This is a genomic window from Sodalis sp. (in: enterobacteria) (assembly GCF_036327475.1).
Lineage (GTDB): Bacteria > Pseudomonadota > Gammaproteobacteria > Enterobacterales > Enterobacteriaceae.
The window spans coordinates 490,489-509,878 of the sequence record NZ_CP132913.1 but is presented as its reverse complement, the minus strand read 5'-3'; the positions used below and the strand labels follow the sequence as shown (position 1 = coordinate 509,878).

Annotated in this window: 23 protein-coding genes and 7 pseudogenes; 9 read left to right on the top strand and 21 right to left on the bottom strand. The window is 52.3% G+C overall.

All coding sequences use genetic code 11. The annotated features are described in order from the left end of the window. Positions 1-52: 52 nt before the first annotated feature. Positions 53-276 (bottom strand): annotated as a pseudogene (locus tag GPOALKHO_RS02785) (hypothetical protein); the annotation flags it as partial. Between the two features lie 75 nt (positions 277-351). On the opposite strand from GPOALKHO_RS02785, the gene GPOALKHO_RS02780 reads away from it, so the two are divergent. Beyond that, the gene (locus tag GPOALKHO_RS02780) at positions 352-969 is read left to right on the top strand and encodes a riboflavin synthase subunit alpha (RefSeq protein ID WP_406702887.1); all 618 of its coding nucleotides are present in this window, start codon (positions 352-354) and stop codon (positions 967-969) included. Between the two features lie 23 nt (positions 970-992). Here GPOALKHO_RS02780 and cfa read toward each other — a convergent pair whose 3' ends face one another. The 3 genes and pseudogenes from cfa to GPOALKHO_RS02765 all read right to left on the bottom strand — a co-directional run. Further along, positions 993-2,144: a cyclopropane fatty acyl phospholipid synthase gene (cfa, locus tag GPOALKHO_RS02775; protein WP_406702886.1), complete on the bottom strand. Its 1,152-nt coding sequence runs from the start codon at positions 2,142-2,144 to the stop codon at positions 993-995. 795 nt (positions 2,145-2,939) lie between these two features. Next, positions 2,940-3,104, bottom strand: a complete 165-nt coding sequence (locus GPOALKHO_RS02770) for a hypothetical protein (RefSeq protein ID WP_406702885.1) — start codon at positions 3,102-3,104, stop codon at positions 2,940-2,942. A 241-nt stretch (positions 3,105-3,345) separates the two neighbouring features. Beyond that, positions 3,346-3,639: pseudogene (locus GPOALKHO_RS02765) on the bottom strand (C40 family peptidase); the annotation flags it as partial. Between the two features lie 657 nt (positions 3,640-4,296). Between GPOALKHO_RS02765 and GPOALKHO_RS02760 the strand changes: the two are divergent. Further along, complete coding sequence (locus GPOALKHO_RS02760; RefSeq protein ID WP_406702883.1) at positions 4,297-4,644, top strand: Grx4 family monothiol glutaredoxin; 348 nt, start codon at positions 4,297-4,299, stop codon at positions 4,642-4,644. A gap of 263 nt (positions 4,645-4,907) precedes the next feature. Here the strand turns inward: GPOALKHO_RS02760 and rnt are convergent, their stop codons facing one another. Together rnt and GPOALKHO_RS02750 are read right to left on the bottom strand one after the other, a co-directional pair. Continuing rightward, on the bottom strand, positions 4,908-5,612 hold the full coding sequence (rnt, locus tag GPOALKHO_RS02755; protein WP_406702882.1) for a ribonuclease T: 705 nt from the start codon (positions 5,610-5,612) through the stop codon (positions 4,908-4,910). Positions 5,613-5,781: 169 nt separating this feature from the next. Next, positions 5,782-6,149: pseudogene (locus GPOALKHO_RS02750) on the bottom strand (VOC family protein); the annotation flags it as partial. A gap of 608 nt (positions 6,150-6,757) precedes the next feature. On the opposite strand from GPOALKHO_RS02750, the gene slyA reads away from it, so the two are divergent. Beyond that, positions 6,758-7,192 (top strand): transcriptional regulator SlyA, encoded by a 435-nt coding sequence (gene slyA / locus GPOALKHO_RS02745; RefSeq protein ID WP_406703346.1) that lies wholly within the window; start codon positions 6,758-6,760, stop codon positions 7,190-7,192. A gap of 69 nt (positions 7,193-7,261) precedes the next feature. On the opposite strand, the gene GPOALKHO_RS02740 is transcribed toward slyA, so the two are convergent. Together GPOALKHO_RS02740 and GPOALKHO_RS02735 are read right to left on the bottom strand one after the other, a co-directional pair. Next, entirely contained in the window at positions 7,262-7,729 is a 468-nt protein-coding gene (locus GPOALKHO_RS02740; RefSeq protein WP_406702880.1) for a glycine zipper 2TM domain-containing protein, read from the bottom strand. Positions 7,730-7,990: 261 nt separating this feature from the next. Then, positions 7,991-8,170, bottom strand: a complete 180-nt coding sequence (locus GPOALKHO_RS02735; RefSeq protein WP_406703528.1) for a hypothetical protein — start codon at positions 8,168-8,170, stop codon at positions 7,991-7,993. Between GPOALKHO_RS02735 and GPOALKHO_RS02730 the strand changes: the two genes are divergently transcribed. The 3 genes from GPOALKHO_RS02730 (at position 8,151) to GPOALKHO_RS02720 (ending at position 8,802) form a co-directional block, all read left to right on the top strand. Beyond that, a complete protein-coding gene (locus GPOALKHO_RS02730) occupies positions 8,151-8,372 on the top strand; it encodes a hypothetical protein (protein WP_406702878.1) in 222 nt (73 codons plus the stop codon). The genes GPOALKHO_RS02735 and GPOALKHO_RS02730 overlap by 20 nt on opposite strands. A gap of 10 nt (positions 8,373-8,382) precedes the next feature. Further along, positions 8,383-8,538, top strand: coding sequence for an anhydro-N-acetylmuramic acid kinase (locus tag GPOALKHO_RS02725; RefSeq protein WP_406702876.1), 156 nt, complete (start codon positions 8,383-8,385; stop codon positions 8,536-8,538). Between the two features lie 81 nt (positions 8,539-8,619). Continuing rightward, on the top strand, positions 8,620-8,802 hold the full coding sequence (locus GPOALKHO_RS02720; RefSeq protein ID WP_406702875.1) for an anhydro-N-acetylmuramic acid kinase: 183 nt from the start codon (positions 8,620-8,622) through the stop codon (positions 8,800-8,802). A gap of 33 nt (positions 8,803-8,835) precedes the next feature. Here GPOALKHO_RS02720 and GPOALKHO_RS02715 read toward each other — a convergent pair whose 3' ends face one another. Next, a complete protein-coding gene (locus GPOALKHO_RS02715; RefSeq protein WP_406702874.1) occupies positions 8,836-9,141 on the bottom strand; it encodes a hypothetical protein in 306 nt (101 codons plus the stop codon). Positions 9,142-9,161: 20 nt separating this feature from the next. Here GPOALKHO_RS02715 and pdxH point away from each other — a divergent pair, with 20 nt between their 5' ends. Together pdxH and tyrS are read left to right on the top strand one after the other, a co-directional pair. Then, positions 9,162-9,812, top strand: a complete 651-nt coding sequence (gene pdxH, locus GPOALKHO_RS02710) for a pyridoxamine 5'-phosphate oxidase (RefSeq protein ID WP_406702873.1) — start codon at positions 9,162-9,164, stop codon at positions 9,810-9,812. Between the two features lie 129 nt (positions 9,813-9,941). Further along, a complete protein-coding gene (tyrS, locus tag GPOALKHO_RS02705; protein ID WP_406702871.1) occupies positions 9,942-11,216 on the top strand; it encodes a tyrosine--tRNA ligase in 1,275 nt (424 codons plus the stop codon). A 269-nt stretch (positions 11,217-11,485) separates the two neighbouring features. On the opposite strand, the gene dtpA is transcribed toward tyrS, so the two are convergent. The 4 genes and pseudogenes from dtpA to GPOALKHO_RS02685 all read right to left on the bottom strand — a co-directional run. Beyond that, on the bottom strand, positions 11,486-12,985 hold the full coding sequence (dtpA, locus tag GPOALKHO_RS02700) for a dipeptide/tripeptide permease DtpA (protein ID WP_406702870.1): 1,500 nt from the start codon (positions 12,983-12,985) through the stop codon (positions 11,486-11,488). Positions 12,986-13,518: 533 nt separating this feature from the next. Beyond that, a complete protein-coding gene (gene nth, locus GPOALKHO_RS02695) occupies positions 13,519-14,157 on the bottom strand; it encodes an endonuclease III (RefSeq protein ID WP_406702868.1) in 639 nt (212 codons plus the stop codon). Beyond that, positions 14,150-14,729 (bottom strand): annotated as a pseudogene (locus tag GPOALKHO_RS02690) (Rnf-Nqr domain containing protein). Before GPOALKHO_RS02690 ends, nth begins: the two are co-directional and overlap by 8 nt. Next, positions 14,724-15,238: pseudogene (locus tag GPOALKHO_RS02685) on the bottom strand (FMN-binding protein); the annotation flags it as partial. The pseudogenes GPOALKHO_RS02690 and GPOALKHO_RS02685, both read right to left, overlap by 6 nt. A 429-nt stretch (positions 15,239-15,667) precedes the next feature. Between GPOALKHO_RS02685 and GPOALKHO_RS02680 the strand changes: the two are divergent. Beyond that, positions 15,668-15,835, top strand: a complete 168-nt coding sequence (locus GPOALKHO_RS02680) for a hypothetical protein (RefSeq protein WP_406702866.1) — start codon at positions 15,668-15,670, stop codon at positions 15,833-15,835. Between the two features lie 86 nt (positions 15,836-15,921). On the opposite strand, the gene GPOALKHO_RS02675 is transcribed toward GPOALKHO_RS02680, so the two are convergent. From GPOALKHO_RS02675 to GPOALKHO_RS02640, 8 genes and pseudogenes are all read right to left on the bottom strand, one after another. Further along, positions 15,922-16,218: a hypothetical protein gene (locus GPOALKHO_RS02675; RefSeq protein WP_406702865.1), complete on the bottom strand. Its 297-nt coding sequence runs from the start codon at positions 16,216-16,218 to the stop codon at positions 15,922-15,924. 477 nt (positions 16,219-16,695) lie between these two features. Then, complete coding sequence (locus tag GPOALKHO_RS02670) at positions 16,696-16,917, bottom strand: hypothetical protein (protein ID WP_406702863.1); 222 nt, start codon at positions 16,915-16,917, stop codon at positions 16,696-16,698. 224 nt (positions 16,918-17,141) lie between these two features. Then, positions 17,142-17,339: a (Fe-S)-binding protein gene (locus GPOALKHO_RS02665; RefSeq protein ID WP_406702861.1), complete on the bottom strand. Its 198-nt coding sequence runs from the start codon at positions 17,337-17,339 to the stop codon at positions 17,142-17,144. 317 nt (positions 17,340-17,656) lie between these two features. Next, positions 17,657-17,983: pseudogene (locus tag GPOALKHO_RS02660) on the bottom strand (Rnf-Nqr domain containing protein). Between the two features lie 22 nt (positions 17,984-18,005). Further along, positions 18,006-18,350: a hypothetical protein gene (locus GPOALKHO_RS02655; RefSeq protein ID WP_406703527.1), complete on the bottom strand. Its 345-nt coding sequence runs from the start codon at positions 18,348-18,350 to the stop codon at positions 18,006-18,008. A 136-nt stretch (positions 18,351-18,486) separates the two neighbouring features. Beyond that, positions 18,487-18,680 (bottom strand): annotated as a pseudogene (locus GPOALKHO_RS02650) (Hha/YmoA family nucleoid-associated regulatory protein); the annotation flags it as partial. A gap of 179 nt (positions 18,681-18,859) precedes the next feature. Next, entirely contained in the window at positions 18,860-19,204 is a 345-nt protein-coding gene (locus GPOALKHO_RS02645; RefSeq protein ID WP_406702859.1) for a hypothetical protein, read from the bottom strand. A gap of 49 nt (positions 19,205-19,253) precedes the next feature. Continuing rightward, complete coding sequence (locus GPOALKHO_RS02640) at positions 19,254-19,382, bottom strand: hypothetical protein (RefSeq protein WP_406703525.1); 129 nt, start codon at positions 19,380-19,382, stop codon at positions 19,254-19,256. Positions 19,383-19,390: the final 8 nt, after the last annotated feature.

The following is a 19,390-nucleotide window of genomic DNA, read 5'->3' as shown; positions in this document are numbered from 1 at the left end:
GCGCCAGCTAGAAGCCCTGACGTACCTGATGGACTATCCGGCCTCGCCGTTATGGGCCGTTGAGCTGTGCGATAACCGGCGTTAGCACCAGCAAGTAGGTCGTGGCCGAATAAAATGACCGGCAACCAGATCATATCAGTGGTACTTACTGAGCCGGACATTATGGTATCCACGACCCCATCGCCGTTTGCAATACTTGGGCAAAATTACCGGGATGGGCAAAGCCAGTAAGATACGCGCTTCCTTATAATAGGCATGGCCTCTATTGTATCGCATCAGTATTTGGAATTCGTCAAATTATGGGACAAACTGAGCGCCGAGTTATTCGGTGTAGCCAGATGAGGAAAACGCATGTTTACGGGGATTGTTCAGGCCACCGCGCCCATTGTCGAGATTGAGGAAAAAGACCATTTTCGTACCCATCACGTCCGCCTGCCATCGGCGCTGTTGCCTGGTTTAACCGTCGGTGCGTCGGTGGCCCATAACGGCTGTTGCCTGACGGTGACCGGCATCGCGGGCGACATGGTCAGCTTCGATCTGATGAAAGAAACGCTCCGTCTGACCAACTTAGGCATACTTAAGGTCGGCGATAAGATCAACCTGGAGCGGGCGGCGACCCTACAGGCGGAGGTTGGCGGTCATCTGATGTCGGGGCATATTATTTGCACCGCCAAATTAACTAAAATCGTGACTTCAGAGCACAATCGGCAAATTTGGTTTTCCTTGCCGGACAGGGCGCTGATGAAATACATCCTGCATAAGGGTTATATCGGTGTTGACGGTATTAGCCTGACGGTAGGCGAAGTCACGGGCGACAGTTTTTGCGTATATTTAATTCCTGAAACGTTGCTGCGCACCACGGTCGGTAAGAAACGACTCGGCGATAGCGTCAATATCGAAATCGACCCACAGACGCAAGCGATTGTTGATACCGTGGAGCGGGTTTTTGCAGCGCGCGGGCGCGTCTAACTCAGATGGGCGGCGGCGCAACGCTACCGCGCGACGCGCAGGCCGCCTTCGACGCCCCGCGGGCTGAACAGAATCTGCCATAGCTGGATATTGCGGGCGCGGAACGCGCCTGCACAGGCTTGTAAGTAGTAAACAAACATGCGGTAAAAACGTTCTGAATAATTGTCCTGCAACGTCGGCCAGGCGGCGATGAAGCGTTCATACCAGGCCATGAGCGTGCGATCATAATCCGCGCCGAAATTATGCCAGTCTTCCATGACGAAATGAGGCTGGCTTGCATCGGCAATATGCCGTATAGACGGCAAGCAGCCGTTCGGGAAGATATATTTGTTGATCCACGGATCCACATTCATATCGGTCCGGTTCGCGCCGATGGTGTGTAGCAAAAACAGGCCGTCGGATTTCAAATTACGGGCCACCACATCGAAATAGGTTGGGTAGTTTTTCGGCCCTACGTGCTCGAACATCCCTACCGAGACAATGCGATCGAACTGCAAATTTAGATCGCGATAATCCTGCAACAAAATCGTGACATCTTGCCCTACGCAACGCGTTTGCGCCAGCTTGTGCTGCTCGACTGAGATGGTGAGGCCGTGGACTTTAACGCCATAGTGTTGTGCCGCATAATTCGCCAGACCGCCCCAACCGCAACCGACATCCAATAATGACATCCCCGGCTGCAATTGCAGTTTTTGGCAAATCATCTCCAGTTTATTTTTCTGGGCCTGCTCAAGACTTGCGGCATGAGGCCAATAACCGCAGGAATATTGCATATACGGATCGAGCATGAGCGAGAAGAGGTCATTGCCTAAATCGTAATGTTTTTTACCGACAATCCAGGCCCTTTTGCGCGATTGGAGATTAGTTAGGCGCGCTGCGGCGATGCGTAAGGTATCTTTTAAATGATGTGGAAGCTTATTTTCTAGTCCGCTGCGTAACACACGCTGAAAAAACATATCCAGCCGTTTGCAATCCCACCAGCCGTCCATATAACTTTCACCTAAACCAAGTGAACCGTCCTGTAGTACACGCTTAAAAAAATTTGGGTTGTTAACGCGAATATCGAATGGACGGGAACCATTAATTTCAATGTCGGCTTTAGCGAGTAATTCATGGACGATGCAATACCAAGCGTTATCCTGAAAGCTCAGGTCTTCAACACACGAGGAATTCATAGCTTCTCCATCATCTTTCTTCTAAAATACTCGTCAGGAAGAACCAGGCACTACCTGCGAGCTTTTATAAGAATCCACGATAAGTCGTGGTGTCTGATACGACAAATTAACAGAATCAAAACTCAAGATGGCTATCAAACCAGTTGCTTTTCACAAAAAGCATGCGTGAGTAAACATCACATCCATAAAGAAAAATGAATAAACAACTCGTTATAATTGACGTAATTGAGTATAAGCCTGTATCCGTCTTTAAACAACTCTAAATAGAATAGCCTAAGTTAATAATAACTTAAACAGTCACATTCTTCAAAGAGTTAGTGCGCCTAGTTATTATCATTTCTGCATCGCGGGAATTGGCGCGGCCACGTAGCGCATAAAACGTCGTGTATAACAGCCAACACAGCCGCAAACACGGGCCCCATCATCGACGGCGCTAGATTGGTGGTTAGGGTATAGGTCACCAGTCACTGAATAGTGCTCCACCAGGGTAGAATAAATCTCAATTGTACGCGGCTTCTCCCAATACGGCCTTGGGCTGATCCACCGTGGTAAGCGTGGAGTGAAATAACGCGAGTGTCTGACATTATCCGTAACCTATCAGTGAAATGTCTTGTAGTATGTGCGCCTATGCTAGTAGATGGCGCACAATACGCCTATTGCCATCTCATCGTCGTCGCAAAATATCGCGCTTGGACGATGGGATTGGACAAGAATATGTTGCATGGCGCGATAACTGGAAGCCGGCTAGAAATCACCTTGAGCGATCTAGGCCTGGTTGGGCGGATATCGGCCTCTTTAACGCCTGAAGATAACCGCGGCGGTGCCCGCCGCGAGTGTTGCACACCAGCTGGCCGGAATGGCGCCAATGTCCTGGTGGTCGCGATCGAGTAAATGGCGGGTGGCCACATAACCGCCAGAAAAGGTATTATAGACGATGGTATCAGTAAAATCGCTGTACACATCACCCTAATCCATCACCTTGGAATGTAGCGATATTCCTCCAAATAGTAGGGCTTCGTGGTATTCGGTGCACATCACCCCATCAACTCATCGACCCACTTTTCGCCAGCATTTGTCAATAGCCCTGCTGTTCGATGTTTCATTGTGGGAATTGCACAGGATAAGGGTATAGCTTTTGGAAAAACAGTGATGTTCTACGGATTCAATTATCTCAGCGAAATAGGGGATTCGCTGGTGTTGACTAACAGACCGAACGCCCAGACGGTAAAGGGGCTCCGGGCCCAAAATCTTTGCGCAGGTAGCTGATAAGGGTGTCACGCCCGATGCGAAGTAACTGAATGAAACTACTATTTCCCCAGATAAACCCCGACATGATTCGCCGTACCGCGGTTGCGAAAAAGACCAGATCGCCGCTTTCCAACTCGCTCTTTTTCCGAACATTTCGTACGCAGTACGTGGATTAAGTTTTATAGGCTTAGTAAATCAACCCGCTGCAATCGAAACCGGTGGTCGACGATTTGCCGCCACAACGATAGGCCGTAGTCCGGGTTCGCGCGCTGGCGCGATGGTATCCATAGGTTTTACTTCAGCCCTTTTGCCGGCGGCCTGGTTATGCGTCAGGCATGCATTTTGGCGGGAAGACGTAATGGGGCTTTGCCAACCTTTACGGCAGCGATTTTGCTGGCGATTGACGCTGTGTCGGCGGGGCATGTCGGTGGCTACGCGCGGCCCCCCTTGCGGAGTTTCGCAGATTTTACTGGGGATTATCCAGAAAGAGCTGGGTAAACAGCAGCACGAAAGCGCGAAACATGAACGCATGATAAACGCTATCTTCTATGGCCCAAGGTTGAGTAAAATGACGGCTCAGTTGAATTTAAGCTATTTGCGGTTTTAACGCATTTGTACAGATTGTGAATAAACGTAATGACATGCGCGATGACATTTTGCACGCGGGCAGCCGTAAAAATCGATGGTTTTGCAGCCTGTTAAACGCTCTAGTCGCAAATCGTCATCGCCGCAAGGGCAAATCTGGTGTTCGCGCCCGTTTTACCACAGCCAGGAGGTCGAAGCCCGCCCTGGGGAGCTAACGTGAAAAAGCATTTAAATGTTCCACCCGGAATCGTTAGAATAACAGTCTACAGACCGATGCATGATAAATAAAAGCCAGCTACTGGCTTAAGGCAGCAAGACAATGATCACGATCATCAAAAAAATTCAGCAACAAATTGCCGACAATCCGATTCTTCTATACATGAAGGGCTCGCCTAAATTGCCGGGCTGCGGTTTTTCCGCTCAGGCGGTACAGGCGTTGTCCGCCTGCGGTGAGCGTTTCGCCTATGTCGATGTGCTAACCAATCCGGATATTCGCGCTGAACTGCCAAAATTCGCCAACTGGCCGACATTCCCACAACTGTGGGTGGACGGCGAGCTTATCGGCGGCTGCGGCATCGTCATTGAAATGTACCAGCGCGGCGAGCTGCAGCCGCTGATTAAAGAAACAGCGGTAAAATACAATTCGCAAGCGGACAATGCGCAGTAACAAGTGGAACGTGCAAAGTACAGCACGCAGCCCTGATACCGCCCAGCGCTACCTCATCCAAAATCATTCAAGAGGTAGTAAGTGGTTTTTGCGTCTCAGCGTGTCGGCGCGGGCAGTGCGGACGTCATCGCCCGGCATTCGCTAGGACCCCTCAAGCGCCAGGGCGCAATACAGTCCACAGACACCCCGTGGCGGGCAGGTGGTATCCTGCGAGCGCTAAACCCTAGCATTACCTGCGCAGGTGACCTGCGGCGTAGCAGTGTTTATAGATCGATGGAGGGGTTCACGCGATCCTGCGCGGCGCAAGCCTCTTCTTCGGCGTCATCCGCGGTGGATAGTGCGACCGGCCAGCCGCCTAGACGCTTCCAGCGGTTGACCAATTCACAAAACAGGGTTGCGGTACGTTCGGTGTCATAGAGTGCCGTATGCGCTTCACCGCTGTCAAAGGCAATGCCGGCGACGCCACAGGCTTTTGCCAGCACGGTCTGGCCAAGCACCAGCCCGCTGAGCGCCGCCGTATCAAAGGTGGCGAAGGAATGAAAAGGGTTGCGTTTCAGGCCAGCGCGACTGGCGGCAGCCATGAGAAAGCTATGATCAAAAGCCGCATTGTGGGCGACTGTAATGGCACGGTTGCAGTCCTGTTCTTTAATTCCTTTACGTACCAGTTTGAAGATTTCATGCAAGGCTTCATATTCGGTCACCGCGCCGCGCAGGGAGTTGTGCGGGTCGATACCGTTGAAGGCCAGCGCTTCCGGCTGCAGCTGCGCGCCTGGGAAAGGGTCAACGTGAAAATGCAGGGTGTTGTCGGCGTGCAGCCAGCCATCATTATCCATTTTTAGGGTGATGGCGGCGATTTCTAGCAGGGCATCAGTCTCGGCGTTAAATCCCGCGGTTTCCACATCAATGACAACGGGATAAAAGCCGCGAAAGCGGGCGCGAAGGGTGTTCAGATCGTCTATTTCAGCCATGCCAGTTCTTATGTTCAGCGAATTCAGTCGCCATTATGGCAAATTTTGGCGCGGTCTGCATGGCGAGTTATGCCACGTGGCGCGGAATACCGGCTGTGAACCCGCAGATCCCAACCACGCGTACGTTGCCTAATTGTCGACGCCTTATTGTCGACGCCTTGACCGGCGTGTTTTCAACCAGTTCGTTATAACTATCCGGATCTTCAAGAAAGACAATAACGGCAGCTTCCCTTTCACCGGCCCCGGCTTCGTGGGTTACTTTGCCATTAGTCTGGTGAATACGTTCGCAGGCGGCCGCCGTATTGTCCACGCCTAAGGCGATATGCCCAAAGGCGCTGCCCAAGCGTAACTCTCCGCGCTCCAGTTATAGATCAGTTCGATGACCGCGCCTTCTCCCTCGGAGGTATACCTTACGAACGCAACATATATTGCCAGATTTTCGCTAGTGTGCAGCAATCGCATTTCAAGGACTTTGGTGTAAAAATCGGTGGAGCATTGTAAATCGCTTATCCGCAGCATGGTGCGTAATAAACGCATAATGTCCCCTTAAGCCATACAGTCTGTGCGGCCATGTTAAGTGAAGAGGCGCCAGTATAGCCTGCGAGGTGAAACCGGTTCAATGTCACTCGTTAGCGCAGTTTGCAGGTACGCTCGGTAAAAATAACTGGCCAGCGAATTTTGGTGATAATTGGCTAAAAAATAACCATGAAGTTGTTGTTATTCATAATTCATTAAATATTTATTTATATATTTAAATATGCCGCTGAATACATGGGATATTGATATTTGTTGCATCTTTATTTAACTTATTAACAATAAACTACGTATGTGGCATAATAATGTTGCAGTTATGAATAAACTGTACAACCGTCCAGCTCGTCAGCGTGAAAGGCGACTGGGTTGGCTTCCGCGTTAAACCATCAGGGAATCCGTGGGGCGGAACGCTGCGTTCCCGACCGGATCTTGAAAGTCGGTCGCAAACGGCGCGTGTATGTGATGTCCAATTTTTATTAAAGAAGAACATGCCGCTTACATCGATCTCTACATAATGCTTAGGTTATGGGTATATATATTTGTAATTTGCTCATGCGCCCATTAGGATGGAGGGGAATCCAGGGAGCAAGCTTAATCATAAGGAGAGAGAATTGGAATCGCCATTAGGATCAGATTTAGCGCGACTTGTTCGAGTATGGCGCGCTTTAATTGACCACCGCTTAAAGCCTTTAGAACTCACACAGACACATTGGATCACTTTACATAATATTTGCCAGTTACCCCCTGAGCAGTCTCAGATTCAACTGGCGAAGGCTATCGGCATCGAACAGCCATCGTTGGTTCGGACATTGGATCAGCTCGAAGAAAAAGGGCTTATCACTCGGCACACCTGCACCAATGACCGCCGGGCGAAGCGGATCAAACTAACCGAATCTGCTGACCCTATTATTAAAGAAGTGAACGATGTTATCGATAGCACTCGAGATGAAATTCTCAACGGCATTAGCCAGGAGGAGATTCAGTTGCTGAGCAGTATGATTGCCAAATTGGAAAAAAATATTCTGGAGCTATATAACAGATCTTGATTCGTTACGTCCACGGCACTGACGCGAACAAAAACCGGCCCTGGGCCGGTTTTTGTTGGGTGCAGGAAATTAACGCGGTGAAACGGTGGTGGTGCGCCCGTTGCTAGTCAGTGCCACGCGTTGCCCTACGCTGAAGCGGGTATTTCCTTGTTTTTGAACTACCACGATGGTACTACCGTCGTCTTTACGCACTTCAAGCTCTACACCATGGGCCAGGTTTACCGCGCCTTCGACGCTTGAACCGGCCACGCCGCCGGCAATGGCGGCCGCCGCTGTGGCCAGGCTGCGGCCGCTGCCACCACCAATGGTATTCCCCAAGAACCCGCCAAGTACTGCGCCGCTGATAGCACCTATGGCATTGGAGTCTTCACCGCCCTGAATCCGCACCGGTCGTACCATGACAAGGGTACCGTACGTCACGCTTTGAATCTGCTTGGCCTCAGAGGCGGAATAAACATCGCCGGACAGCGTGCTGTTATTTGTACAACCCACCAGCGTCATACCGATCAGGACCATCACGATCAAACGTTTCATCATAAAACTCCAGTTAACATGCCGTTCCGCGAGGCAACCCATGACAGAAGCGGATAATCAATTAAAACTTCATACGCCTGTGTAACTGCTCTGTAACGCGCAGAGGCTACGGGCAATTATATCCAAAAAGATAAACTGCGAATAAATGAACTAAGATAGTTTGTTTATTTAAATATTGTAACACTAAGTGCTAATATGCTTAATCAGTATAAACCCAGTGTTTTGCGTGAATTTTCATGACTTCCAAGCGGGGTAGCTTATCCTTTATTGCATTTCCGCACAAGGGAGGGGGAATGAGGATGGGCATTTGATGAGCAGACTGTGGTGCAGCAGGCCCGCTATTAGCATCCGATCCAGCTGCTCATCAAACAGCAGATCCTGGTGATGTACCAGGGCCAGGCGGTAATCGCTTAGCAGTTCGGACTTGGACACCCAGCTTGGCATCTTGTTCGTCGAGACAGCGCTAAGTTTATTACGGCAGACCCGGAACGGCGTCGCACAAGGTGACGGCTATCATTTGTCACGGCTAAACCGCTGGCATGGGCCGAACAGCGCTGCGCCCTTCACTCTGCAAATCGTGAATAATAGCCGCGTTGCCACCATGACAGGGATCACTTACCGTGGGTGTTTCGCCTGCACGATATAGCGCTGGGGCCATGGATGCCGCTTGTGCCGGCGTTTACCACGCACTGCTGGCGCATCCCCAGGAACGACGCATGGTGTTGAGCGTCGACAATATCGCCAATCTGTCATTGTTGCTGCCAGGCCAGCCGATCCGCAGCTATGACATCGGCCCTGGCAATATATGCTAGACGCCTAGACTTTTCGGTACCGTAAGCGCCTTATAACCATGACAGCCGATGAGGGAACAGTAGGCAAGTAATCAGGAGCTGTTGCAGCATATTTTCGTGTATTGTCTCAATCTCGGCCGGTTGGAGATCCATCTGGCGCGTCTTAGCCCAATTGCCGCCCAGGACGTGCAGGCGACGCTGGCGGAGCTGACTGCGCGGACTATCGCGCAGCAGGCGCTGTTGTGCGGCGGCGTAAACATCCGCTGCTCTTGCGGGGCGTGTTGAATGCCCCTTGCCAGCGAGAGGCACGCCGTGCGCTCACCGGCCTCTGACGGTCCTGCATAAATTATAAAAGGAAATCAGGATGATGCGAAATCCGACGATCCGCGCAAACAGAAATCTTGCATTATTATCCTTGACAACCAACAGCCGAGTTTGCCACAGGTTGCCACCGCTTCCGGCGCCAGTTATAGCGATGGACAACACAGCTTCTAGTAGTTGAAGAGCGAGGGGCGTTTTTGAACAAAGTAAGACACAATCATCGTCAATGATTGTGACATCCAGCGCAGCGACAGGTAAATGATTGAGATTTTCAGCGTCACGGCGCACAATAACGGCTTTCATTACCGCCTTTTCAGCAAATTATGACTGAATATTCAATTGATATTGCTGCCCTGCGCAGGGAATATACACTGGGTAGGTTGTGTCGCGCTAATTTAACTGCTGAGCCTATGGCTTTGTTCGAGCAGTGGCTCAAGCAAGCCTGCGCCGCGCAACTTCCCGATGCCACTGCCATGAGTATGGGTACCGTGGACGAAGACGGTCAGCCGTACCAGCGGCTGGTATTGCTTAAACATTTCGACAGCCAGGGTATGGTGTTCTACACCAATCTCCGCAGCCGAAAAGCTACGCATTTAGCACATAACCCCCGTGTCAGCCTGCACTTTCCCTGGCATGCGCTGGAGCGGCAGGTTCTGGTGCTGGGCCGCGCGGAGCTACTCTCGGTCATCGAGGTGATGAAGTACTTTCACAACCGCCCGCGCGACAGCCAGATAGGCGCATGGGTTTCGCGGCAATCCAGCCGGATCTCCGCTCGCGGCATGTTAGAAAGTAAGTTTCTAGAGTTGAAACAGAAATTTTCTCATGGCGAGGTGCCACTGCCCAGCTTCTGGGGCGGTTATCGTGTCACTGTTGATGTAATGGAATTCTGGCAGGGCGGTGAACACCGCTTGCACGACAGATTTCTCTATCGGCGTGAAGAGGGCGGTTGGCATATTGATCGGCTGGCGCCCTAGTCGGAACGGTTGGCGCTGTCACCGAGTCGCCGGTGCCACGATAACGTTTTTAAGGACAGGGTCTGGCGCAATAGCGAAAACCAGCTCGGCCGCGGTGTCCTTTCTCTTTTCTTGATCATGGAGTTTTTGATGGCAAACAGTAACCTAATGCAACAATTGCAAGATCGGGGCCTAATTGCCCAGGTTGCTGACGAGACGGCGCTGGCCGAGCGGTTGGCAGCTGGGCCGATCGCGCTATATTGCGGCTTCGATCCCAGCGCCGACAGCTTGCATGTGGGACATCTGGTGCCCTTGCTGTGTCTCAAACGCTTTCAATTGGCCGGCCACCGTCCGGTGGTGCTGGTGGGGGAAGCTACCGGGCTTATCGGCGACCCCAGCTTCAAAGCGACCGAGCGTAAGCTTAATACCGCTGAAACCGTCCAGGAATGGGTGGAAAAAATCAAACGCCAGATATCACCGTTCCTCGATTTTGATCGTGGCAAAAATAGCGCTATCGCCGTCAACAATTATAATTGGTTTGGCTCGATGAACGTGTTGACCTTTCTGCGCGATATCGGTAAGCACTTTTCCGTCAATCAGATGATCAACAAAGAAGCGGTAAAGCAACGATTGAACCGCGATGATATCGGCATTTCCTTTACCGAGTTCTCTTATAATTTATTGCAGGGCTACGATTTTGCCTGCCTGAACAAGCAGTATGGCGTGGTGCTGCAGATTGGTGGCTCGGATCAGTGGGGGAACATTACTTCCGGCATCGATTTGACGCGCAGGCTGCACCAAAACACGGTGTATGGCCTGACGGTGCCACTTATTACCAAAGCGGACGGTACAAAATTCGGCAAGACCGAGCGCGGTGCGGTGTGGCTGAATCCCAGCAAGACAAGTCCCTATAAGTTTTATCAGTTTTGGATTAATACCTCCGACAGCGAGGTGTATCGCTTCTTGAAATTCTTCACCTTCCTATCGCTTTCCACTATTAAGGCGCTGAAACAAGAGGATCGCTCTAGCGACAAAGCCCCTCGCGCCCAATACATGCTGGCGGAAGAGGTCACTCGCATGGTTCACGGCGAGCAAGGGTTGGCGGCGGCGAAGCGCATTACCGCTAGCCTGTTCACCTGTACGCTGGCGGACCTGACCGAGGAGGATTTCGCTCAATTGGCGCAGGACGGCATACCGACGATCGCCCTGGCGCGCGGCGCGGATTTACAGCAGGCGCTGGTGGCGGCTGAACTGGTGCCGTCGCGCGGCCAGGCCCGTACCATGATCAGTTCCAACGCAGTGTCGGTAAACGGCCAAAAACAGGCATCTCCGGAGTATGTGTTTAACGATGCCGATAGGCTGTATGGCCGTTACACTCTGCTGCGCCGGGGCAAAAAACACTACTGCCTGCTCAACTGGCAGTAGCAGGATTTCCAGTAGGGGACTTTGGACTCCTTTCTTCTGTGTGACGGCCGCAGGTCGAAGATGTGTAAGAATGTTCTCTATCCAGTCTCGTGTGATTTGCGGTCATGCGTCAATACCGTGCAGTTTTAACCACACCCAGCATGGCTAGTGGACCGGCTGCGTAATGCCAGGACGTACTCTAACGGAGATTGGAAGGAATAGCGGTAATAGATGCCTCAAGCTGCTGTGATACGGACCGAGCGATTATACTCCGCCCTGCGTCACCGGTATCATGCTTTTTGAGCCGGTTTCGCCGCACCGTCCGCTCGCGCCAGGCGGTTAAGCTTCGGCGCGAACGCCAGCATCAGCACGGCGATGACGCCAGTGCAGATGCCTATCTGCATAAACACATGGCTATAGACCCGCAAAGAATAATGCGCATCACTCACGTCGGACGGTACCGCGGATAAGTTGGCGACAAAGCCGGCGATAATCGCCGCCGCAGTGGTGGTTAAGAACCAAGCACCCATGATGAACCCCATCAAACGCTGCGGAACCAGCTGCGCTACCATTGCCAGACCGAGTCCGGAGATCATCAACTCACCAATGCTTTGCAGCGCATGGCTCAGAATGAGCCAATAAACCGATACCATGCCGGCTGCGCTGGCGAAATGCGCACCCAGCGGCAGCATCAGGAAGGCCAGCGAACACAGCACCATACCAATGGCAAACTTGAGCGGCATCGGCAGGCGATCCCCCAGGCGATTATATCCCGCCGCCAGTAATGGGCTGGCAAGCATGATCCAGAAAGGATTCAGCGCTTGAAACTGCTCAGGTTCAAAATTCAGTCCCAGCAGCGAGGTTTCAACATTATGGATAGCGAAAAAGTTAAGGGAGGTTGGCATCTGGCTATAGAGCACGAAGAAGACTACCGCCTCTAGCATCATGATGAGCGCGGCCAACATACGGCGCCGCGACACGCCATCAAGACGCAGGGTTTCATAGGCGAAAACCAGTAAAATGCCGAGCGTCACCGCACCGATGGCTATACGCGCGATGTCTTGATGATGCAATAGCCAGGTGGAGACGGGGATAAGCACCAGAATGCCGGCAATCACCGCTAGCAGACGCGCCCCGTTGAGCGTCTCAAAATCTGGCGCTGAACCGTAATCTTTCACGTAGCCGCGGCATAACACAAAGTTCAGCAGCGTGATAAGCATACCGACAATGCTTAATGAGAACGCCACGCCCCAGCCGTAATGTGCCGCCAGCCAAGGCGTCGCCAGCATCGACAGGAACGAGCCGATGTTGATGGCCATGTAATACATGGTAAAGGCGCCGTCCAGGCGCGGATCGCCTTTTTTATAGCAGGTTGACAGCAAGGAAGACGGGTTGGCTTTGAACAGACCACTGCCGACGGCAATGGTGGCCATACCAAGATAAACCCAGAAGGCCTCATGACCGGACCAGGCCACCATGCTGTAACCCATGGTGAGCACTAGAGCGCCAAGAATGATGACGCGTTTGGTACCGAGCACTTTGTCGCCCAGCCAGCCGCCGATGGCTACAAAGCCATACACTAGGGCACTGAAGGACGAAAACAAGGTAATGGAGGCGGATTCCGACAGGCCCAGCATCTTTACCAGGTAAACAACCAGTATACCCTGTAGGCCGTAGTAGCCGAATCGCTCCCACAGTTCGATAGAAAAAATGAGATAGAACGATTTCGGTTGCTTGAACGCGCTGATGGTCACGCGGGGTTCTGTGGTTGGTTGGTTTGCAGTTGACACAATGACCTCGTTTTTCATTCTGCTTTTTAGCCTGCAAAATTGTCGTGGGTGATGATATCGGCATCATTATTCCACACGTATCGTTTTAAAGAGGCGAACGGCTAAACATCCTTTCTCGGTCGTTCGGAAGATTTTAATGCTGTTGCATAATGCAATCCCAGCGAAGCATAAAATATAATGCAGCCACAAGACAATCGGTTTTTTATGCTGCTAGATTTATAATTATCAAGCGAAACTAACATTAGCTACCTATGAGATAAAAACGATTAACAAGATTGTTGTGCCCTTAATCAGACAGACGGGACACATCGTACGTGAAATGTACTTGCCGCCCATTGTCAAGGGTTCAGAGACAACGATGTCATTCTGCCCTCAGTCCTAAGCAGCTTTCCGCAACGGCGCCTTAAATAGGCATAGGTGTGGCGATCGGCGTCAAGAGTCGTCACCCACTGTCTGCCTGACCAGCCCACCAATGTCCGCGTCAGGGCTACTACCAGTGCTATATCATGAATGGGCAGGTCGACAAAGACGGGTTATGGTGGATAATGTTTTTGATCGTACTCACACAGATCTTCAATCAGACAGGAGCCGCAGCGCGGTTTGCGGGCTGTGCAAATATGGCGGCCGTGCAGAACAAACCAATGGTGACAATCGACCTGAAACGCTTTCGGTACAACGGCCAACAGCTTTTCCTCCACCGCCTCCACGTCTTTGCCAACTGCAAAACGGGTACGGTTAGCGACGCGGAAAATATGGGTATCCACGGCTATTGTCGGCCAGCCAAAAGCGGTATTCAGCACGACATTGGCGGTTTTGCGCCCGACGCCAGGCAGCGCTTCCAGCGCAGCGCGGTCCTCGGGTACTACCCCCTGATGCAGTTCTAGCAGCAGATGACAGGTTTTAATGATATTTTCCGCCTTGCTGTTGAAGAGTCCTATCGATTTAATATAGCTTTTGACGCCGTCCACCCCCAGCGCAAGCATGGCTTGTGGCGTGTTGGCCACTGGAAATAACAGGCGTGTGGCCTTATTGACGCTGATATCTGTGGCCTGTGCCGAGAGCAGTACCGCGATTAACAGCTCGAAAGGCGAACGGTACTCTAACTCGGTGGCGGGATGAGGATTGTTGGCCTGTAGGCGGCAAAGCATGTCATAACGCTTGGTTTTATTCATCGGCTAACGATTGTCCCCGCTGTAGCACTGCCGGTCTGGTCGGCTTTGGTTGTCTAACTTTCATGCGTTGATCGATAAGGTATTTTCCCGCCAACATAAATCTAAGTCCTATAAACGCGCCGGGCGATCGCTAGCAAATCAGCAAAAACGGCGTGTTGGTATAAAACACCTCGATGCGAGGCATGCGCGCCCAGCCGTCCAGCAGTTGATCGGCACCATCGAACAACGTGTCGTTATCGAGCAGCTCACGCAGGGTGCCGAGCAGGAGTAACGTGCAAATTGAGTCCAGTTCGATGGCGAGCCGTCCAGCGCACCAGCGACGGCGGCACTGCGAGGCATAGGCTTCCGTCAATCCGATGACGATGCAATTAGTGACGATGGGGAGGAGATTGACAAAGGCTAAATGCATAGGCGTTAATAAGCATCTGTACCGTTGAGACCAACGAGGCGATAATCATTACATAAATGGGAATGCGGATTTCTTCGTGGATCCAGCGACGCAGGCCCGATACCGCGGCATGAGTGCAAACCAGCACCAGCGCGGTAGCAGGCTCTAATTCGAGTCGTGGCATCTGCGCCAGTGCGTTAAGGTTCTTTTTCAAAAACCCGGCTGTGCGTTTCATGCCATTTTCCACTGATCGCGGAGTAATGGTGGCGTCAGTGAACTGGTCGAATATACCACCGTCTTTCTTTATCGCCCAACTCTTGTCATTATCAAAGCGCACGGTTTCGCCACTAAAGTGGGTGATTCAATCCGAAACAGCTCGATTTTGTCGCCCAGCCTCAGCGTCTCATGATGGTGTGTTACCCGAGCACCTAAAGACATTGCCATCCGCAACTCGATGGCGCCGGAATAGCCATCTAGTGCGGTGGACTCCACAGCCGCCGCATAACACTCGTCCAATGGTTGGTTATTATAGAGATTCGGCGGCAACACCTGATAGAACAATTGCATCTTCTGTCTGGCCGTCCGCTGTTTAATGGCGCTGGTAGTCATGCTGTTGACCAGCGCCGTCAGCCCGATGGCCAGGGTGGTGAATACGATAAGTGTTATGCCGTGCTTCCTCATTGTCTCTAACATCCTACCTTAGCGATAGCTATATGCGCGCGCCTAGGTGCAAATCAGGATGGTGGCAAGGACGCTGGAATATGCCAGCTAATTACCTGCCGACAGATCAGATATAGCTCATCCAGTAAAGCCATCTTGTAGGTTCATTCCGCGTTCACCTGCTAGTCTCCGCAGGCCGATTTTAGAGAGGGGTTGCCCGAGCGAGACATCATCGACGATGGCGCACAGTTGGGAGAGTGTCAAATCGTCCAGCGCGGCGCAGGTAAAGAATAAGTGCCATGCTGTCGATCAGGAAGACTGAATGACCGCGCATCCCGGCAGGCAGGCAGTATGACCTGAATCGTGATTTGTCGTGTGGTTTGTCGATTATAGGTAAGGGGGGCTTGCAATTCCAAACGCCATCTGCTCCTCTTCAGACGAAATTGTGGTCGCGGCGGCAACATGCGTCAAGTTGAGGATGTGACGCCGCGCCGGCTGTGTGGCTTTCCGCTCGTGGGGCTGCAGCGGCATCAGTTTCATGACGGCGTCACTTTTGGCGCAGTCGTCGTCAGCTGCCGGCCGGGTGGTTTCGCAGCGCGGTTGCTTGGGCCACTTGTCGCCGGACTTTAACCCGGGCGATAGCGGCGGCGTCGAGTTTCAGCGTCACCTACTGATGTGTAACTGGCGAGCCGTTTGCTGTTTTCGCGCTCGCGCCGCTATAGCGCGCTCTGGCCTGCACTGCGCGCATCATTAAGCGTGCGGATTCCGGCTTTCTGCTGACGGTAATACTGCACTAGCGGAATATTGCTGAGGCAGACATAGGCGCAGGCGCCGCATTCAATACAATCAGGTGGTACTGCAGGCCTTATCGTGCTCTTGTCGTGGTTGAGCCGATAGAGAGTACTGCGGCAGAAGGCTGGCCGGATGGGATCTGCGCACCGACTGCAATAGATACAGCTTTGTTCCGGCTCAGACGGCACCAGCAGGTAGTTACTGATTTTGATCACCGACACGTTAAGCACCGGTAAGATGAAGCCTATTAATGGCTAACCAATAATAACGATCGGTTGTGCGGCTGACGAAAAGTCAGCGTGAGTGAGCGGGTCGCTTACCGGTGTTGAATATGGGCACCTCTTTGCCAGTCAGAATTTTGGTAATTACTTGGCACCACCGGAAAGATATTGGGTGGGAATTCCCCGCAACTCCTCGACCGAGCTGTCCGGAAGCGCAGCTTTGGAGATGGTAATTGCGTCGGGTTTTGTCGCCCTCTACGCCAAGCAGCAGGCGCTGCAGTTGCGGCGTATGTGTTCATGATGAGCCGATTGTCGGCGGTAGATGCAGAGCTTGCATTCGGCGTCGTTGATTATAAGGGTTTCTACTCCTGACATTCCGCCGCTAAGTTTGGCTGCGGTGGGAAAGCCCGCGCCGCTCCGGCGGACATTGGTGGAAATTCGTTATGGGCTAACGCACTACCCCAGCGGTCGTCGCCGTTAGATAACAAAATAACGCTCACCCCGCCAACTCAGCCCGATGTGCTGTACGGTGCGGTGCGGCATAATCACCGCGATGGCACCGGAGGTAGGGGTATGCGCCAGCAAGTTCGGCCACTGCCGGCGATCAAAAGTTGACCACGCAGGACGTCCATCCGGGCCCAAATGCTGTTTCAGAGGGATAATCAGCTTGTCGGTCAGCGGAAGCGATTTAAGTGCCACGCCACTGGACTGCCTTTCATCTCGTGGGGGGATGGATGCTGCCATGGAAATCCCAGAGCCGCTTCCAACTCTTGGTGCGAGGCAAAGATCGCAGCTATGCATAAATCGCTGATCACGGTGTGCACGGCGCGAGTGGTGACGACAATCGCATTCACCGGGCAGGCCTAGCCTGAATGTATTTGGGTACAGTCGATATAGGTGTCTTTGTCCAGGTTACCTGCCATTCAGGCCGCGCGGCGCCATCTTCTTGTCATCGGCTGAGGATCGACGCCAAGCTGCGCGGTGATTTTCGGCATTACTGTTTCGCCGCTCGGCACACATTTATTAATCGGGGCGTTGCCGGCCACTGCTTCAGCATGGAAACAAGAGCCAGGATAGCCGCATTGGGCGCACTGGCTTTGCGGAAGCAGGGCACGATGCACTCCACCACAGGATCGGCGTCGACACAAAACGACGGGCGGCAAAGCGCAGTCAGGGCGCCAGCTACCAATACCAGAACGCTGAGGACGGCGACGGCCAGCCAGAACGTCAACATCAGACCTTCACCAGTCTGGGTAAAGTCCACAAAGGTCAGTGACATCAGCCCAGCGATAATCAGGGCGATAGAGGAGCCTTTAAACAGAGCCTGGACATCCGCCAGACCAGCTGTTTTCGGATCGCGGCAAACAGGACCATCACCAGCGAGAAATCGGCGACGGCGCCAAAACCGTAGAGAGCGGATTGCAGAAAATTGTTGTTTTCATTGACGTTGAAGGGCGCAACGGAAGATGCCGAGTGCTCGGTAAAGGGCCGGACTCGTTTTACGCACCACCAGTTCGATAAACTGCACCATCACCGCGATAATAAAAATGAACGCCAACGTCCGCGGATAGGGAATATTTAGCGACAGGCTACAGCAGGAAAATCATTGATAAACCAGGCGTAAATAAACGCTAGCGTCATGACGAACGTCGTTGTCATACCAATGCCAAGGCCTTCCACTTTTTGTAATCCTCATAAAGTGGCACAGCCCGAGAAATTTGACCAGCACAAAGTTGTGCATTAGCACGGTGCCGACGAACAGCATCAGGTAACCATTCATGCCATACCTAAATAAGAAACAGCATTATCCGGGATTTGCGGGCGTTCGACACCCCACTGCAGAAGAAGGCTGAGCGGCCATCAGCGCCTCTTTCGCCGAGAGCTAGTAGCGGAGCGGGTTTGGTCGGTCTGATCAGCGTTGGCATACCATTCAGCCCTATCGGAGCGAATACGGCCCAGCTCAGGGCAAGGTAAACGTCTGACGCACGCGTTGCGAGCGCTTGATATGGGGTCACCAACACCGTCACAGCCAGAACAGGCGGAAACAGCATCAGCAGCGCCAGATTATCGCTGATCGGAACGGCGAAGGTTTTGATGCCGCATAATACTCCTAGCGGCGAAACAGGAGGCAAGCAGCCAGAAGATGAAAAGCCACATTGCTCCGAAGATGAGCAGACTGGCAATGGCGGCCGCGTCAAGGCGCCAGCGTGCTGCATGCAACCAAAACCAAAGATATACCAGCGGCATCGTGATAGCGACTGACATCGACACCACATACTGCCAAACCGCTTTCGATATCTATCCGAGTCAAACAAGTGTCCGACGGCGGCTAATTCAGAGCAGCGATGAACCGCTGCACAATACATGTTAATAATTTCAGCATCATCAGTCAGGGAATAATTTAAATGATCAAACAGCTTTTACAGACTTTCAGATGTGTTTACTTTATAAAACTTCAGCAAATAATCGTGGGCAGTCGTATTGCGCTTTTAGGGAAGAGAATATAAGCCTCGTAATATATTCCGTGCTGAAATACCCACGTTGACATCAATTCGGCCAAGATAAGGTCGCGCAACGGCGGAAAGTCTGGCACGGCGCGCCTGAACCGAAATACAGGCGCTGCAAATGTAATGGATAACGCTTACGACTGTTCGATGGTGTCGACCACATTGACCAGCAAGCAAAAACAGGAGCCCAAATTGATAACGGAAGCCACTGCCACCGATGCCACGGCACTGATGTTCTGGCAGATTTCTAGCATGTACGACACCACCATAAGTATAATCATTAAACGGGTGCCTCCCGGCAGTCCCGCCGCTATGGCTTTGCAATGCGCAGCAGATTGTGGTTTTCCGATCACCCCGCCGACAAGCCATAGCTCTGCTCCATAAGCCCCTGTACTGCTAGTCCAGGCAACTGCTTTATCCACACAGATTTTCAAAATTGATGGTACGGCCGGGTCTGCTGCAAAAATCGCTTCAGCCAAAGCTCAATACGTGCCGCATCCAGCAAATTCTCGTGTCGGTTACCCCTGTCTACACCGCTGAGGTCAGGATACAACGCGATTCGTATTCGTCGATAAGCGCATCCATATCGCCATCGCTGACCACATCCACCACCGACACCAGACTCCCAGCCAGCAGGCGGTAACCGAGTAGCCGCATTGGATCGC